This window comes from Rahnella sp. 1L-D-7-B-C2, from assembly GCF_057290995.1.
The window spans coordinates 202,787-218,909 of sequence record NZ_JBXAVQ010000007.1; the positions used below are offsets into that span (position 1 = coordinate 202,787).

Sequence of the window (16,123 nt, forward strand, 5' to 3'; positions counted from 1 at the left end):
TCCGTTACTCCTCGGGATCGTTGAACCCCATCATCCAGGTAAATATAAAACCAGCTAATACCGTAATGACTAAACCTGCCAGATACAACATCACTTTGCCGGAAACAATGGTCAGCGCCAGCGGCAATCCTGAAATACCAAAAGTGATCACCGTCGCGACTTTCCAGTAACAGATTAGCGCACCGCCGACGGCTCCGCCCAGACATGCGCCGATAAAAGGTCGCCCGAGTGGCAATGTCACGCCAAATATCAGCGGCTCACCGATGCCCAAAATGCCGACCGGCAAGGCGCCTTTAATCACTTTTTTCAACCGGGCATTGCGGGTTTTCATATAGACCGCAATCGCCGCGCCCACCTGCCCTACGCCGGCCATCGCCAGGATCGGCAATAATGGATTGGAACCGTGCGCCTGAATCAGCTCGACGTGGATCGGCACCAGCCCCTGATGTAAACCTGAGAGCACCAGCGGCAGAAACGCCCCAGCTAAAATAGCGCCGACCAGCAAACCACCTTTGTCGATGGCGATATTCACGCCGTGCGCGATACCGTCAGATATAATTCCGCCAAGCGGTTGCAGGATAATGATCGCCAGCGTTGCGGTAATTAGCGTGGTGATCAGCGGATTGAGGATAAGCTCAACGGATTCCGGCAACCACTGCCGCAGGCGTTTTTCCAGCCAGCACATCAGCGCAACCACCAGCAACACAGCAATCACGCCGCCACGGCCGGGTTGAAGTGTTTCCCCGAATAAGGTGATTTGCGCCAGCGCCGGGCTCGATAGGATCCCTGCCATCACGCCACCCATCGCCTGAGAACCACCGAAAACCCGCGCAGCATTCACACCGACCAGAATATTCATGATGGCAAACACCGCACCGCCGAATACCGCCAGTAGCCCGAGAATATTCGGATAATCTGTCGCAATCGAACCGGCAATATCAGGCCGTTTAAGCAGATTGATGATGCCCATGATCAGGCCTGAGGCGATAAATGCCGGAATAAGCGGGATAAAGATATCTGCGAGTTTGCGCAGCGCCCCGCTCATTGGGGCGGAATATTTGGCTTTCGCATCGGCTTTGTTGCGTGCGATGTCGCTTTCACCGGAGCCCGTGCGCACCGGGCTGAGCTGTAACCGCATGGCATCCACAACTTTTGCCGCCGCACCCGGACCGACAATAAACTGATGCTGCTCGCCCTGCTTAAGATAGCCCTTGATACCTTCCAGCGTTTTCAGGTTGGCCAGATCCAGAAGCCCATCGTCGTACACTTCCACGCGTACGCGGGTCATGCAGTTTTCCAGCTTACTGATATTTGCTTCACCGCCCACACCCTGCAAGATCTTCGAAGCCAGCAGGTGAGTTTTGTTCATCGCCGTCGCCATGCTTATCCCCTTTGCTTTAATCCGCCAGAGCTGCGCGCAGGAATCCATTGTGTTTTGTCAGGCGCGCAATGGCCTGCTGCGCATCGATTCCCGCCAGTAACATCAGAATCGCCGGTTTCACTTCGAATTCGGTTTCTGACAAAGCTTGTTCAGCGGCTTCCCGCGCAGCTCCAGTGGCTTCCACTACAATGCGACAGGCGCGATCGACCAGCTTAACGTTGGTCGCTTTCACATCCACCATCAGGTTCTGATAAACCTTGCCGGTTTTGACCATCGCGCCGGTTGAAATCATATTCAGCACCAGCTTCTGCGCCGTGCCGGATTTCAGACGAGTGGAACCGGTCAGCGCTTCCGGACCGACGACCGGCGAAATCGCGACACTGGCTTCACGGGCAATCGGCGAATCCGGGTTACAGGAAATCGCAACGGTGGCACAACCGAGCTGCGTAGCGTAACGCAGCGCACCAATGACATAAGGTGTCCGCCCGCTGGCAGCAAGACCTACTACCGTATCTTTGTCAGTCAGACTGAGATTTTTTAAATCTTCAACGCCCAGCGCTTCGTTGTCTTCCGCGCCTTCCACCGCTTTAAGCATCGCACCCGGCCCACCGGCAATCAGGCCGATGACCATAGTGTGTGGGACGCCAAACGTTGGAGGACATTCTGATGCATCCAGCACGCCCAGACGGCCACTGGTTCCTGCGCCGAGATAAATCAGGCGACCTCCGGCTTTAAATGAGGCAGCCGCTTTGTCGACAGCCAGGGCGATTTCCGGCAGCACCTTATTGATAGCCTCCGGCACCTTGCGGTCTTCATGGTTGAAGCAGGTCACCAGATCCAGCGTGGACATTTCATCCAGATTCATCGTATCCGGGTTGCGGCTCTCTGAAACCAGAGCACCTAAGTTCATCGTAAGGTTCATTACACACTCCTGAATTTTTAATTCAAAATAATTGCACAATACTTGAATATTTTATTCATCAATGCGAGGAATATTTGCTACTTTAAAGAACATAATCAGTAAAACGTGATGTCGGTATTTTGAGGAACGGGGAAAACCCAGCATGAGTTGTATGATTCGGATCCGCCAGCTCTACCCAAGGCTGGCACAAAATGACCGCAAGCTGGCCGATTTCTTACTGGATCAGCCGGATAAAGCACGCCATCTTAGCTCGCAAAAACTGGCGGAAATGGCAGGCGTCAGCCAGTCGGGCGTCGTAAAGTTCGCACAAAAATTAGGATATAAAGGTTTTCCTGCACTGAAACTGGCGATGAGCGAATCGCTGGCCTCCCCGAAAAATAATGCGCCTGTGACGGTGCACAATCAGATCCTCAGCACGGACAGTTTGCATGTGGTCGGGGAGAAATTGCTGGCAGAAAAACAGGCGGCATTGCGCGCTACGCTGGATATCAACGGTGAACCCCGGTTAAAAATTGGCTTATCCATGCTGACCGATGCCAGAAAAATTGTGCTGACGGGCATCGGGGCATCCGGTCTGGTGGCGAGGGATCTGGCGTATAAGTTGCTAAAAATCGGCGTGACTGCCATCGCCGAATCCGACACTCACGTGCTTATCGCCACCGTGCAGGCGCTGTCTAAAAAGGATTTGCTGCTGGCGATTTCATCGAGCGGTGAACGCAGTGAAATCAATCTGGCAGCGCGGGTCGCACGAGAGAGCGGTGCGAAAGTACTGGCGATCACCGGTTTTACACCCAATACGCTGCAACAGCAGGCTGACCACTGTCTCTATACCGTCGCCGAATTACCGGCCACGCGTGGTGCAGCGCTCTCGGCAACCACCGCGCAATATTCACTGACCGATCTGCTGTTTGTTGCACTGGTTCAGCAGGATACAGAACATGCGCCGGAGCGGATCCGCCACAGCGAAGAATTAGTAAAAAAGCTGATTTGATCAGGATCAGTTCAGGCGTGGAAAGGCGCTGGCGCGGAAACTATGCCAGCGCAATTCTGGTATACTGCGCGCCCTGATTATTGAAGATACGAGAGATGTTATGGCCCTGCTGATCACACACAAATGCATTAACTGCGATATGTGCGAACCGGAGTGCCCGAATCAGGCGATCTCGATGGGCAATGAGATTTACGAAATTGACAGCGATCGCTGTACGGAATGTGTCGGCCATTACGACAAGCCGACCTGCCAGAGCGTCTGCCCGATCGACAACACGATCATCATTAATCCGCAACACACCGAATCCAACGAGCAGCTCTGGGACAAATTCGTCGTACTGCATCACACCGTGTAATTCAATTTTCGATAATCACCGTGGCGCACGCGTAACGTCGCTCATCGGCCAGCGTCACATGGACGTGTTTCACGCCCAGCTCCGCCGCCATTTCTGCGGCACGGGCGTGAAATATCAGCCCCGGTTTTCCCAGCACGTCGTTCACCACTTCAAACTGTTCAAACGCCAGCCCGTTGCGGATCCCCGTGCCCAGCGCTTTCGCCGCGGCTTCTTTCACCGCAAAACGCTTTGCCAGAAAGCGAACCGGCTGCTGATGCTGCTGGTAGACAGCCCATTCATTGGCGCACAAGATACGTTTTGCCAGCCGGTCGCCGCTGCGTTCAATCACTGCTTCGATACGGGTTATCTCAACGATATCCGTACCTAAACCTAAAATACTCATTAACGGCGTGCTTCCCGCATCAGGTTTTTCATTTCGCGCACGGCACCCGATAAACCATCGATCACGGCCTGACCAATGATTGCGTGGCCAATGTTTAGCTCGTGCATCTCTGGCATCGCTGCGATCGGCTGTACGTTGTGGTAAGTCAGCCCGTGACCGGCATTCACTTTCAACCCTTTGCCCGCGGCATAAGCGGCACCTTGTTTAATACGCTGAAGCTCGGCCTGGCGCTCAAGGTCAGTTTTCGCTTCGGCATACGCACCGGTATGAATTTCGATATAAGGCGCACCCACGGCAACGGCAGCGTCTATCTGGCGCAGATCTGCATCGATAAACAGGGAAACCAGAATACCCGCTTCACTAAGACGGGAGACGGCAACGGTCATTTTGTCGATCTGCCCGGCAACGTCGAGTCCGCCTTCGGTGGTGACTTCTTCACGCTTTTCCGGCACCAGGCAGCAGAAATGCGGCAGAACTTCACAGGCAATGCCGACCATTTCATCGGTCACCGCCATTTCGAGATTCATGCGGGTCTGGATGGTCTGACGCAGAAGACGGACATCACGATCGGTGATATGGCGACGGTCTTCGCGCAGGTGAACGGTGATCCCGTCAGCTCCCGCCTGTTCAGCGATAAACGCCGCCTGAACAGGATCAGGGTAAGCCGTACCGCGTGCATTACGCAGTGTTGCGACATGATCAATGTTAACGCCTAACAGCAACTCAGCCATAACAGCTCCAGATTTAAGAATGGATTGATTTAAGAGTGGATCAAAAAAGCCAATTTCCGCAGTTTACACCCTAGGGTACGGTGGCGTGTAGTCTGGGGAAAAAATTAGCTGGCAGAATTGTCAGAAGGTGCGACAGGCTTTTTGACCTGAAACTGGCGGAACAGCTCACGGCTTTTCAGCGGTTTACCGCCGAGATAGGGCTTGAGCGCAATACGGGTGAAACGTTTGGCGGCGCGCAGAGTGGCTACGTCGGGGAAATCACGGCTAGCCAACGCTTTCAAATCTTTACCGGTAAAGCTTGAGTTGTCGATCACCAGACTGGCGATAAACCCTTTCTCTTCGCGATAACGATAGGTCATGGTGTCACTGACTTCTTCGCCACTGCCCGCACAATGCAAAAAATCCACGCCGTAGCCCAGATGATGCAGCAGTGCGAGTTCAAACTGACGCAGCGCATATTCCGGAGAGCCGGTCGCCCCCGCGAGGTTTTGCAGACAATTGAGATAATCGAAGAATAACGAGGAGTAGTTGGCTTCCTGTTCAAGCACGCGGGAAACCAGTTCGTTAACGTACAGGCCGCTGTAAAGCATCAAACCGGAGAGAGGAAGAGCCAGAGAAACCGGCTCAGCGTTACGCAGGGTTTTCACTTCTCCCCGCCCGCTCCAGCGAACCAGTAAAGGGGTAAAAGGCTGCAAGCAGCCTTTCAGATTGGACCGGCGGCCACGCGCACCTTTAGCCAGTATACGCACCCGCCCTTGTCCTTCAGTGAAAAGATCCAGCATGAGACTGGTTTCACTGTAAGGTCGCCCATGCAATACAAATGCGCGTTGCCAGCCTTCCATAGGCGCGGACCTTATAAGTCGTCTGTATAACCCAGACTGCGCAGCGCACGTTCATCGTCTGCCCAACCGGATTTGACCTTAACCCATAATTCAAGATGAACCTTCGCTTCAAACATGTTTTCCATGTCCTGACGAGATTCGATACCGATCGTCTTGATTTTTGAGCCTTTGTTACCGATAACCATTTTCTTCTGGCCTTCACGTTCTACCAGAATCAGGCCATTGATATCGTAACCGCCACGTTCATTACTCACAAATCGCTCGATTTCTACGGTCACGGAGTAAGGCAGTTCTTCGCCCAGGAAACGCATCAGTTTTTCACGGATGATTTCAGAGGCCATAAAACGCTGTGAGCGGTCAGTAATGTAGTCTTCAGGGAAATGATGAATCGCTTCCGGCAGACGCTTACGCACGATGCTGGCGATGGTATCTACGTTGATACGTTTTTCGGCAGACATTGGCACGATATCGATAAAGTTCATCTGTTCGCTGAGGAACTGCAAGTGTGGCAACAACTTCGATTTGTCAGTGACATTATCGATTTTGTTGATAGCCAGCAGAACCGGCGCCTTAATGTCGCGCAATTTATTCACGACCATTTCGTCGTCCGGCGTCCAGTGGGTGCCTTCAACCACGAAAATAACCAGTTCCACATCACCGATCGAACTGCTTGCTGCACGGTTCATCAGGCGGTTGATCGCCCGCTTTTCTTCCATGTGCAGCCCTGGGGTGTCCACGTAAATCGCCTGATAAGGGCCTTCTGTATGGATACCCATAATACGGTGACGTGTTGTTTGCGGTTTACGCGAAGTAATGGAGATCTTCTGCCCCAATAATTCGTTCAGCAAGGTTGATTTACCGACGTTAGGACGGCCAACGATTGCTACAAAACCACAGTAATTCTTTTCTTCGCTCATTCAAGCTCCAGCTGTATCAGCGCTTGTTCCGCTGCCGCCTGCTCGGCTTTTCTGCGGCTTGACCCGGTTCCTACAACCGGCTGATTCAAGCCACTGACCTGGCAGTGGATGGTAAACTCTTGGTCGTGTGCTTCACCGCGAACCTGCACAACCAGATAAGAAGGCAACGGCAGATGACGACCTTGCAAAAACTCCTGTAAACGGGTTTTTGGGTCTTTCTGCTTATCACCGGGACTGATTTCGTCTAAACGACTACGGTACCAATCGAGAATCAGCTTTTCGACGTTCTGGATATCACTGTCCAGGAATACGCCGCCAATGAGTGCCTCCACCGTATCCGCAAGAATTGACTCACGGCGGAAACCACCACTTTTTAATTCGCCCGGCCCTAAACGCAAGCATTCACCAAGATCGAATTCACGTGCCATTTCAGCTAACGTATTTCCGCGCACCAGCGTGGCACGCATGCGACTCATATCGCCCTCGTCTACCCGAGGAAAACGTTGGTACAGTGCGTTAGCAATCACATAACTAAGAATGGAATCACCCAGGAACTCTAAACGCTCATTGTGTTTACTGCTTGCGCTGCGGTGAGTCAGTGCCTGCAATAAAAGCTCCTGCTGTTGAAAAGTGTAGCCCAGCTTCCGCTGAAGCCTGTTTATTACGATGGGATTCATGAGTTACCAATAGATCAAGAATGCGTCAAAAACTTCAGCATACGGAACAGGCCTGCTTCGCCCTAAGCCAATCCAAAGCTGTTTCGTTTGCAGTGGCTCTCTCAGTGCATTTTCAATATGAAATAAAAATCCGAAGAGCCAACTTTTATCGCCCGAAGGGTTATTCTACAACGTGTGGATATTTAATGCTGCGCTAATATGCCCGTCATTATTGAAGTTGCAGGGGCTTTCACCTCCTGCAACTCGAATTATTCCGGGCAGCAATAGCAAGAATTAATGTATTCCACCGATACGGCTTAAACGAACACCGGTAGGCCATTCACCTTCTTGTTTTTTAAAGCTCATCCAGATGGCAGAAGCTTTACCCACTAAGTTCTTTTCTGGCACAAAGCCCCAATAGCGGCTATCTGCACTGTTGTCACGGTTATCGCCCATCATGAAGTAATGGCCGGCCGGAACAACCCAGGTGCCCATCGGCTGGCCCGGTTGCTGATAATAAGCCCCTAGCTGGTCACGCGCGCCGGGCACGGTCAGAATGTGGTGCGTTACATTGCCCAGCGTTTCATTGAACTGAACCAAACGGACGCCATCCTGAGGGACATTCTCCGTTGGCGGGGTTTCAAAAAATCCGCTGCTTGCTTCCCCACCGGAGGCCTGAGCGAAGGTCTGAACGAAATCACTGGCAGCGCCGGTATCATAAGTCACGGCCAGCGCGATATTACAATTACTGCCGCTTTTGCAGGCGGGCTGAATGGTGACTCGCTTACTGAAAGGATCGTAAGTCACCCGGTCGCCCGGTAAGCCCACAAGGCGTTTAATATAATCCACTTTTGGATTCAGCGGATATTTGAACACCACGACATCACCGCGTTTCGGCTCGCCCGTTTCGATAAGTTTAGTCTGAGTAATGGGATCTTTCAGACCGTAGGCATATTTTTCTACCACGATGAAATCGCCGATTAACAGCGTTGGCATCATGGAGCCTGACGGGATCTGGAAGGGTTCATAAATGAATGAACGCACCACAAACACGACTAACAAGACCGGGAATACCGAAGCACAGGTTTCTACCCAACCCGGCTGCTTCGCCACTTTGTTCAGCGTGGTATCGTCTACGGCACCACCCGTTTCGGCCTTGATTTTGGCAATTTTAGCCCGGCGAGCGGGTGCAAGCTTGAAACGATCAAGGCACCAGATAATCCCTGAAACCAGCGTTGCAATCGCCAGAACCAGGGCAAACATGTTAGCCATGCATACTCCCTACAACTCAATTAAGGATTTATTTATTGCCGTCTTTACCCACATGGAGAATGGCCAGGAACGCTTCCTGAGGCAACTCAACGTTACCCACTTGCTTCATGCGTTTCTTACCATCTTTCTGCTTCTGCAACAGTTTCTTCTTACGACTGACGTCACCGCCGTAGCACTTAGCTAAAACGTTTTTACGTAACTGTTTCACAGTCGAACGGGCAATGATATGTGCACCAATCGCCGCCTGAATAGCAATGTCGAACTGCTGACGCGGGATCAACTCCTGCATCTTCTCAACCAGTTGACGCCCACGACCTTGCGAGTTGCCACGGTGAGTGATCAGCGCCAAGGCATCCACGCGTTCGCCGTTGATTAGAACATCAACGCGTACCATGTCAGAAGCCTGGAAACGTTTGAAATTGTAATCAAGTGAAGCATAACCACGGGAAGTTGATTTCAGACGGTCAAAGAAATCGAGAACCACTTCTGCCATGGGGATTTCGTAGGTCAGTGCAACCTGGTTACCGTGGTAAACCATATTCGTCTGTACGCCACGTTTCTCAATACAGAGTGTAATAACGCTACCCAGATATTCCTGAGGCATCAGCATATGACACTCAGCGATAGGTTCGCGTAATTCCAGAATATTATTCAGCGCTGGCAGCTTAGACGGGCTATCAACGTAGATGATTTCGTTACCGGTAGTCACCACTTCATAAACAACTGTTGGTGCAGTGGTAATCAGGTCAAGATCGTATTCGCGCTCCAGACGTTCCTGAATGATTTCCATATGCAGCAGGCCGAGGAAGCCAATGCGGAAACCGAAGCCCAGTGCGGTTGAACTTTCTGGTTCGTAGAACAACGACGCATCGTTCAGGCTGAGTTTACCCAGCGCATCGCGGAAGTTTTCGTAATCGTCGGAGCTGACAGGGAACAAACCGGCGTAAACTTGTGGTTTCACTTTCTTGAAACCAGGCAGAACTTTATCCGCAGGATTACGTTGCAGCGTCAGGGTGTCACCCACCGGTGCGCCCAGAATGTCTTTTATCGCACAGACCAGCCAGCCTACTTCACCGCAGTTCAGAATATCTTTATCAACGCGTTTCGGCGTAAAGATACCCAGACGATCGGCGTTATAAACCTGTCCGGTACTCATCACTTTAATCTTGTCGCCCTTCTTCATGGTACCGTTTTTGATACGGACCAGAGACACAACGCCCAGGTAGTTATCGAACCATGAGTCGATGATAAGCGCCTGCAGAGGGGCATCCGGATCGCCTTCGGGTGGCGGAACATCGCGCACCAGACGTTCCAGAACTTCCGGAACACCGACGCCGGTTTTCGCAGAGCAACGCACCGCATCTGTCGCGTCGATACCGACGATGTCTTCGATTTCCTGCGCTGCGCGATCGGGATCAGCGGCGGGTAAGTCAATTTTATTGAGAACCGGTACGACTTCCAGATTCATTTCCATCGCAGTGTAGCAGTTAGCCAGAGTCTGAGCCTCTACGCCCTGCCCCGCATCCACGACCAGCAATGCGCCTTCGCAAGCAGCCAGAGAACGGGAAACTTCATAGGAGAAGTCAACGTGCCCGGGAGTATCGATAAAGTTCAGATGATAAACTTGCCCATCCTTCGCTTTGTAATCGAGAGTTACGCTCTGAGCTTTGATGGTAATGCCGCGTTCGCGCTCAAGATCCATCGAGTCGAGGACCTGTGATTCCATTTCACGGTCGGACAATCCACCGCAAATTTGAATAATACGGTCGGACAGCGTCGACTTACCGTGGTCAATGTGGGCAATAATGGAGAAATTTCGTATATGCTTCATTATAAAAGTTTTTCTGCCTTGGTATTTCTGGATCATTCGCCATGAACATGCAGCGACGGTTTGTAGGTTGGCTGTCTTTCGCCTAAGTGGCAGCATTCTACATGTCAGCACCGTGAAAACCTAGTCTCCACATCCCTTTACTCCACATTATGCGTGCTTTCCTCAAAGCCAGAACGGACATTTACTTCAGTTATCCACGCCACCTTCTGCCAGCAGATACTTTCGCATGTTCCGTGCCTAAGATTATCGACATTCATCGGCCTTTACTGCTTTAGGAAAATCCCCATATACAAAAACCACGATCTGTTCTTAATATATTGTTATAAAAAGAAAATTTGATTCCAAAAATAACAATTTCAATCTCCATTCTTCCTTAAGCTTTTTTATTTTTTAACTCAATCCGGTCACAAGGTTATCAACATGATCAATGAAGGGCGGCTGCTCAGTCAGCATGGCTTTGCCAAAGCCAACTCGTGGATCACACTGGTCCTGTCAATTCTCTTACTGGTCGCAGGGGCAATACAACTCGCCTTTCTGCTGACCGTTGATCACCCGGCAAACAGCCTCTATAGCGTGTTTTTTACGGCACTCTTGAGCATTGCTTTGGGTGTTGTCCTGATGTTTTTGAGACGCCTGATCCGGCCTCATCAGATCTATCAGTTGCATGAAAATGGCATTTTAGTGATAAGCCAGGAAGACAAAAAAAACAGGTTCATTCCGTTTGAAAGGATCATGGATATATATCGTTTCAGGACAGGGAAATATTCACGGCGGATTTTAAATACCATGTTATTTCGTGAAGAGAATAGCCGAACCTGGCACCATATCACGCCAAACATCGCTAACTCTGAACGATTAATTGAGATCATAAAAACTGAGCAACTGATGTTTCGTGGCCCGTGGGCACTCAATACCCTTGCCCAGGGCGGTGACATTCACTTCACCAGCACGACGCATGCTCGCTGTGGCCTGAAACATTTCTTCAATAGTAAGCTCATGATGAATGAGAAAAAGATAAGACTGAGCGCGCTGGCGCTCACGCCCGACCAAGGTAAAATCGTGCCGGTAGAGGATATTCAGTTTATCAGCGGAGGCAGCAACAGCCCGCTGGTCAGATTGCTTGATAAACATGGCAGAATTTTATTCTCCGTTCCGTATACATCGCTTTCCAGCGCCGATCTTTTTATTGCGCTGATTGAGCATATGATTCAGAACCGAATACCGGTCAGACATTAGAATGGGCAGGATGACAAGGACGTAATTAAAAGCCGTTATCTCTCAGAGATAGCGGCTTTATATCAGGAAGGAAGGTTCGGTTCTGACTCAACAGAATACCGGAATGCATTTGGTGGTAAGCCTACCTGCAAGACGACAGGCTGATAACCAGACTGACCATCAACTTTCGTCGCCAGCGCTTTGGCGATTAAAAAGCCCAGCCCGCCCCCCAGCACCGCACCGACTACCGCATAAACATCTGCTTTCAACAGCGCCTGTAGCAGACCACCGCCAAGGATCACGCCAAACAGCGGCGTCATATAAACCAAAAATGCCGAACGTAGCAGGCTTCCTTCAGGAATCCCCAGTTCGACTTTTTGTCCCGGCTCAAGACGCTCAGAAATGTTTACCTGCAGATTATGCTCGGTTTGCGTCCCCAGTTTATTGAGTACGCGGGCACCACATCCTGAACGTGAATGGCAGCTGCTGCATCCCGCCTGCGTTTCACAACGCAGTGATGCGACACCATCTTGCCACGAGACCACGGTGGCCCATTCTTTCATCATGTGATTGCCCTCAAATTTATTTTGCAGAGAACACGATGCTGTCAGCGATACGCTTGGCCGTGGAAGGCGGCAATTCGCCGACGACAGTAATTTCATTGCCATTACGTATTTCTGTTTGCACCGTTCTGCGCCCCTGCCTGATCAACTGCTCAGATGGGCCGTTAGTTGTTGCAGTGACGTTGACTGAGAAACTGAACAATCCGTCGGTATATAACCGTGATTCTATCGTAACGGGCATATTTGGCAACGTTCTGCGACTGCTGGCCACTTCAGTGATACCTGCCGGAAGCCATTTCACCTGCCAGGTGAACTTCACCTGCTCGGAAGCCGGTAAGGAAAGCACAGGAGGAAGATTGGCTTTTTCGAGGTCGGCCAGTGAGCTGATGACTTCTTTATCAACGTCATTAAAACCAATCACCCGGAATTGCTCCAGCGTCTCACCATCGCGATCCAACAAATCAACGCGCATTGGCAATTTGGTCTCTTCATCCACCCAAATCACATAGCTGAAACGCGTGCCATCGCGTGAAACCACACGAATCACCTGGCTCAAACGGTCAGCTGCACGCGCTCGACCAACGGCAATAAAGTCGTAATACTTTGAGAGCAGGGAGAAATCACTGAAGACAATTGAGGGCAACGAATCAACGATGTGATCGCCATCCAGCGTGAAGGGTTGCAGGCCGGTTTCAAAGTAACTGATGTCTTTTCCACGCTGGACAATTTCACGGCGCGGACCGTCCATCAGAACCAGCTGTGCCAGCGAGGTTCGGTTAGAGATAGCATGACGATAGCGATAGGAATCAATCCCTTGCTTCGTGATGTTGATAAAACCCATTTCATAATTCAGCGACTGACTGGCTTTGCCCATATCCTGTAATAACGCCTCGGTAGATGTCTCTGCCGAGGCGATACCTGAATAAAGCAGGTTGCCTGTCGCTAAACAAACGGCAAACCAAATTTGCTTCATTACTGCGTTTGCGTTCCTAAAGACTGAGTACCAGGGACCTGAACAGCGGCTTGTTGTGGCGTAACAGGTTCAAGTTGAAGCTGCTCGGAGTGCAAGCGGCGCTGCAATTCGTAATCCTGCAACATCGCATTGATACGCTTGCGTTGTTCCTGCACGTTCTGCTGCCCGTTGGCGGTATTACCCTCGCTCGGTACGCCGAAGCTAACCGGAGAAGCTTTACCCATCATTGGCAGAGTATTGAACGCCGGTGTTTCTGGTGAAGCACCAGAGGCATCAGGCTGATTGTAGTGCTGAACACCGACAATCACCGCCAGCGATACACAGGCTGCAACACCGACCTGAGTCAGCTGGCTTGCCCAAGGGCGAACCTTCTGCCAGAACGGCATTTTTTGCCAGGTATGAGGCTGAGGTTGCGATTCGGTAGCAGACCCAGGAACCAGTTTAACCGGCTCGTTTGCCAGCGCAGCGGCCACACGATCTGCGATATCCAGATGCACCACATTCCCAATATCACCACGCAAGGTATCGCGGATCAAATGATAACTCTGCCAGTTTTGCTGAAGCGCAGGATCTGTTGATAAGGAACTTAACAGTTCATTATCAATGGCTTCACCATCCATCAGAGCGGAAAGCTTTTCTTTCTGCATGCCTAAGTACCCTTCCTGTGTCCGTCATCTCTAACGCTGGATGAGCGGTTGAACTTTATTATCAATTGCTTCCCGGGCACGGAAAATTCGGGATCTCACCGTACCCACCGGACAATCCATGATGGTCGCTATCTCTTCGTAGCTTAATCCATCCAACTCCCTCAGAGTGATCGCCATGCGAAGATCTTCCGGGAGTGCTTCAATAGTACGGAAAACTATTTGCCGTAACTCTTCTGACAACATCAAGTTCTCAGGGTTCGATATTTCTTTCAGAGCGCCGCCACTTTCAAAATTCTCGGCTTCGTTTGCATCCACATCACTGGAGGGTGGACGCCTGCCCTGTGCAACTAAATAATTTTTCGCCGTATTGACTGCAATACGATACAACCAGGTATAAAAAGCGCTGTCGCCACGGAATGAATCCAGTGCGCGATAGGCTTTAATGAAAGATTCCTGAACCACATCAGGCACATCGCCCTGTGGCACATAGCGGGATACAAGGCTCGCTACCTTATGCTGGTATCGGATAACCAGTAAATTGAACGATTTTTGATCACCCTTCTGGACCCGCTCAACCAGAACCTGATCGGCTAACTGCTCGCTCATCCGAGGTAAAATCTCCCCAAAACTATCTCCGCGCATAAAGTAGTACTGCCAGCTTTCATCATTATATTCCTGAGCAAGTACAGCTTGGAGTTCACATGGAACATTAAGTTCCACATCGCCATTGTTTTTTCTATTGAAGTCTCATGCCCGTGGCTTTTGCACGGAGGTTTAGGCTAACATGAATTTCCCTCTTCTTCTGCAAACATCATACGTTATGCAACCTTCATCTGAATTTGTCAGTGATGTATTGATTATCGGAAGTGGCGCTGCGGGCCTTTCTCTGGCTTTGCGACTTGCAGACCACTGTCACGTAACTATTCTCAGCAAAGGCCCTCTCAACGAAGGTTCCACGTTCTACGCACAGGGTGGTATCGCCGCCGTTTTCGATGAAGCAGACAGTATTGCCTCACACGTCGAAGACACCTTAATCGCCGGTGCAGGCTTATGCGACAAAGAAGCCGTTGAATTTATCGCCAGCAATGCACGTCATTGCGTCCAGTGGTTAATCGATCAGGGTGTCCTGTTTGATACCGAAACCAACGCGAGTTCAGAAGAACGTTATCACCTGACCCGTGAAGGTGGCCACAGCCACCGCAGGATCCTGCATGCTGCTGATGCGACAGGTAAAGAAGTAGAAACTACGCTGGTAGGTAAAGCAAGAGCACATGCCAATATTTGCGTTAAGGAACGCTATAACGCAGTTGATTTAATTACCTCCAGCAAAATCGGTTTACCAGGGACTCAGCGCGTGGTGGGCGCGTATGTCTGGAACCGCGACAAAGAACATGTCGAAACACTGCGAGCCAAAGCCGTTGTGCTGGCGACGGGCGGTGCGGCGAAAGTGTATCAGTACACCACCAACCCGGATATTTCATCAGGCGACGGTGTAGCAATGGCCTGGCGAGCAGGCTGTCGCGTGGCCAATCTCGAATTCAATCAGTTTCACCCGACCTGCCTTTATCACCCGCAGGCACGTAATTTCCTGCTGACGGAAGCCCTGCGCGGCGAAGGCGCCGTACTCAAACGCCCGGACGGCTCGCGCTTTATGCCGGACTTTGATTCGCGTGGCGAACTGGCTCCCCGCGATGTCGTTGCCAGAGCCATTGACCATGAGATGAAGCGTCTCGGCGCGGATTGCATGTATCTTGATATCAGCCACCGCCCGCCGGAATTCATCAAACATCACTTCCCGATGATTGATGAAAAGCTCAGTTCTCTGGGTATTGATCTCACGAAAGAAGCCATTCCGATTGTTCCTGCTGCGCATTATACCTGCGGTGGCGTGATGGTCGATCAGCACGGGCGTACGGATCTCGACGGCTTATATGCTATCGGTGAAGTCAGCTATACCGGACTGCATGGTGCGAACCGGCTGGCATCGAACTCTTTACTTGAATGCGTGGTATATGGCTGGTCAGCGGCGGAAGATATTATTAAGCGACTGCCTCACGTCAAACTGGCGAAACATGTGCCGCAGTGGGACGAAAGCCGGGTGGACAATTCAGATGAACAAGTAGTTATCCAACATAACTGGCATGAATTGAGGTTGTTCATGTGGGACTACGTCGGGATTGTACGTACGACGAAACGACTGGAGCGCGCGCTGCGTCGTATCATGACACTGCAACAGGAGATTGATGAATATTACGCCAATTTCCGCATTTCCAATAATTTGCTGGAGTTGCGAAATCTGGTGTTAGTCGCAGAGCTGATCGTCCGCAGCGCCATGGAACGCAAAGAAAGTCGCGGACTGCACTACACGCTGGATTACCCTGATTTACAGGAAAATCCGCAGCCCACGATCCTCCAGCCTTAATGGCGTCAAAGTGCGAAGGAACG

General features: G+C 51.1%; 17 protein-coding genes. 4 read left to right on the forward strand and 13 right to left on the reverse strand.

Features of this window, described 5'->3' with window-relative positions; genetic code table 11:
• Positions 1–4 precede the first annotated feature (4 nt).
• Positions 5–1,369, reverse strand: a complete 1,365-nt coding sequence (locus AC0Z7K_RS14190; protein ID WP_485614961.1) for a PTS transporter subunit EIIC — start codon at positions 1,367–1,369, stop codon at positions 5–7.
• 28 nt (positions 1,370–1,397) lie between these two features.
• Positions 1,398–2,291: an N-acetylmuramic acid 6-phosphate etherase gene (gene murQ / locus AC0Z7K_RS14195; RefSeq protein WP_485614962.1), complete on the reverse strand. Its 894-nt coding sequence runs from the start codon at positions 2,289–2,291 to the stop codon at positions 1,398–1,400.
• A 154-nt stretch (positions 2,292–2,445) separates the two neighbouring features.
• Here murQ and AC0Z7K_RS14200 point away from each other — a divergent pair, with 154 nt between their 5' ends.
• Together AC0Z7K_RS14200 and AC0Z7K_RS14205 are read left to right on the forward strand one after the other, a co-directional pair.
• Complete coding sequence (locus tag AC0Z7K_RS14200; protein WP_485614942.1) at positions 2,446–3,294, forward strand: MurR/RpiR family transcriptional regulator; 849 nt, start codon at positions 2,446–2,448, stop codon at positions 3,292–3,294.
• A gap of 100 nt (positions 3,295–3,394) precedes the next feature.
• Positions 3,395–3,649, forward strand: coding sequence for a YfhL family 4Fe-4S dicluster ferredoxin (locus AC0Z7K_RS14205; protein WP_413528024.1), 255 nt, complete (start codon positions 3,395–3,397; stop codon positions 3,647–3,649).
• A gap of 1 nt (position 3,650) precedes the next feature.
• Here the strand turns inward: AC0Z7K_RS14205 and acpS are convergent, their stop codons facing one another.
• The 7 genes from acpS to lepA all read right to left on the reverse strand — a co-directional run bounded on the left by acpS (position 3,651) and on the right by lepA (position 10,280).
• Entirely contained in the window at positions 3,651–4,031 is a 381-nt protein-coding gene (gene acpS, locus AC0Z7K_RS14210) for a holo-ACP synthase (protein WP_413528023.1), read from the reverse strand.
• Positions 4,031–4,762 (reverse strand): pyridoxine 5'-phosphate synthase, encoded by a 732-nt coding sequence (pdxJ, locus tag AC0Z7K_RS14215; protein WP_413528022.1) that lies wholly within the window; start codon positions 4,760–4,762, stop codon positions 4,031–4,033. The genes acpS and pdxJ overlap by 1 nt, the downstream gene beginning before the upstream one ends.
• 104 nt (positions 4,763–4,866) lie before the next feature.
• Positions 4,867–5,604, reverse strand: coding sequence for a DNA repair protein RecO (recO, locus tag AC0Z7K_RS14220; RefSeq protein ID WP_112164247.1), 738 nt, complete (start codon positions 5,602–5,604; stop codon positions 4,867–4,869).
• Positions 5,605–5,615: 11 nt separating this feature from the next.
• Positions 5,616–6,521 carry a GTPase Era gene (gene era / locus AC0Z7K_RS14225; protein ID WP_112164246.1) on the reverse strand — a complete coding sequence of 302 codons (906 nt, stop codon included), beginning with the start codon at positions 6,519–6,521 and terminating at the stop codon, positions 5,616–5,618.
• Positions 6,518–7,198 (reverse strand): ribonuclease III, encoded by a 681-nt coding sequence (gene rnc / locus AC0Z7K_RS14230; RefSeq protein ID WP_112164245.1) that lies wholly within the window; start codon positions 7,196–7,198, stop codon positions 6,518–6,520. The genes era and rnc overlap by 4 nt, the downstream gene beginning before the upstream one ends.
• Before the next feature lie 273 nt (positions 7,199–7,471).
• Positions 7,472–8,449 (reverse strand): signal peptidase I, encoded by a 978-nt coding sequence (gene lepB, locus AC0Z7K_RS14235; RefSeq protein WP_485614943.1) that lies wholly within the window; start codon positions 8,447–8,449, stop codon positions 7,472–7,474.
• A 28-nt stretch (positions 8,450–8,477) separates the two neighbouring features.
• Positions 8,478–10,280 carry a translation elongation factor 4 gene (lepA, locus tag AC0Z7K_RS14240; RefSeq protein WP_112164243.1) on the reverse strand — a complete coding sequence of 601 codons (1,803 nt, stop codon included), beginning with the start codon at positions 10,278–10,280 and terminating at the stop codon, positions 8,478–8,480.
• 420 nt (positions 10,281–10,700) lie between these two features.
• Here lepA and AC0Z7K_RS14245 point away from each other — a divergent pair, with 420 nt between their 5' ends.
• On the forward strand, positions 10,701–11,516 hold the full coding sequence (locus AC0Z7K_RS14245) for a DUF6585 family protein (RefSeq protein WP_485614944.1): 816 nt from the start codon (positions 10,701–10,703) through the stop codon (positions 11,514–11,516).
• Positions 11,517–11,578: 62 nt separating this feature from the next.
• On the opposite strand, the gene rseC is transcribed toward AC0Z7K_RS14245, so the two are convergent.
• The 4 genes from rseC to rpoE are packed head-to-tail and all read right to left on the reverse strand — an operon-like array spanning position 11,579 to position 14,284.
• Positions 11,579–12,061, reverse strand: coding sequence for a SoxR-reducing system protein RseC (rseC, locus tag AC0Z7K_RS14250; protein WP_485614945.1), 483 nt, complete (start codon positions 12,059–12,061; stop codon positions 11,579–11,581).
• Between the two features lie 16 nt (positions 12,062–12,077).
• Positions 12,078–13,031, reverse strand: a complete 954-nt coding sequence (rseB, locus tag AC0Z7K_RS14255; RefSeq protein WP_485614946.1) for a sigma-E factor regulatory protein RseB — start codon at positions 13,029–13,031, stop codon at positions 12,078–12,080.
• Complete coding sequence (rseA, locus tag AC0Z7K_RS14260; protein ID WP_485614947.1) at positions 13,031–13,678, reverse strand: anti-sigma-E factor RseA; 648 nt, start codon at positions 13,676–13,678, stop codon at positions 13,031–13,033. Before rseA ends, rseB begins: the two co-directional genes overlap by 1 nt.
• Positions 13,679–13,708: 30 nt before the next feature.
• Complete coding sequence (rpoE, locus tag AC0Z7K_RS14265; RefSeq protein WP_485614963.1) at positions 13,709–14,284, reverse strand: RNA polymerase sigma factor RpoE; 576 nt, start codon at positions 14,282–14,284, stop codon at positions 13,709–13,711.
• A 214-nt stretch (positions 14,285–14,498) separates the two neighbouring features.
• On the opposite strand from rpoE, the gene nadB reads away from it, so the two are divergent.
• The gene (gene nadB / locus AC0Z7K_RS14270) at positions 14,499–16,100 is read left to right on the forward strand and encodes an L-aspartate oxidase (protein ID WP_413528015.1); all 1,602 of its coding nucleotides are present in this window, start codon (positions 14,499–14,501) and stop codon (positions 16,098–16,100) included.
• Positions 16,101–16,123: the final 23 nt, after the last annotated feature.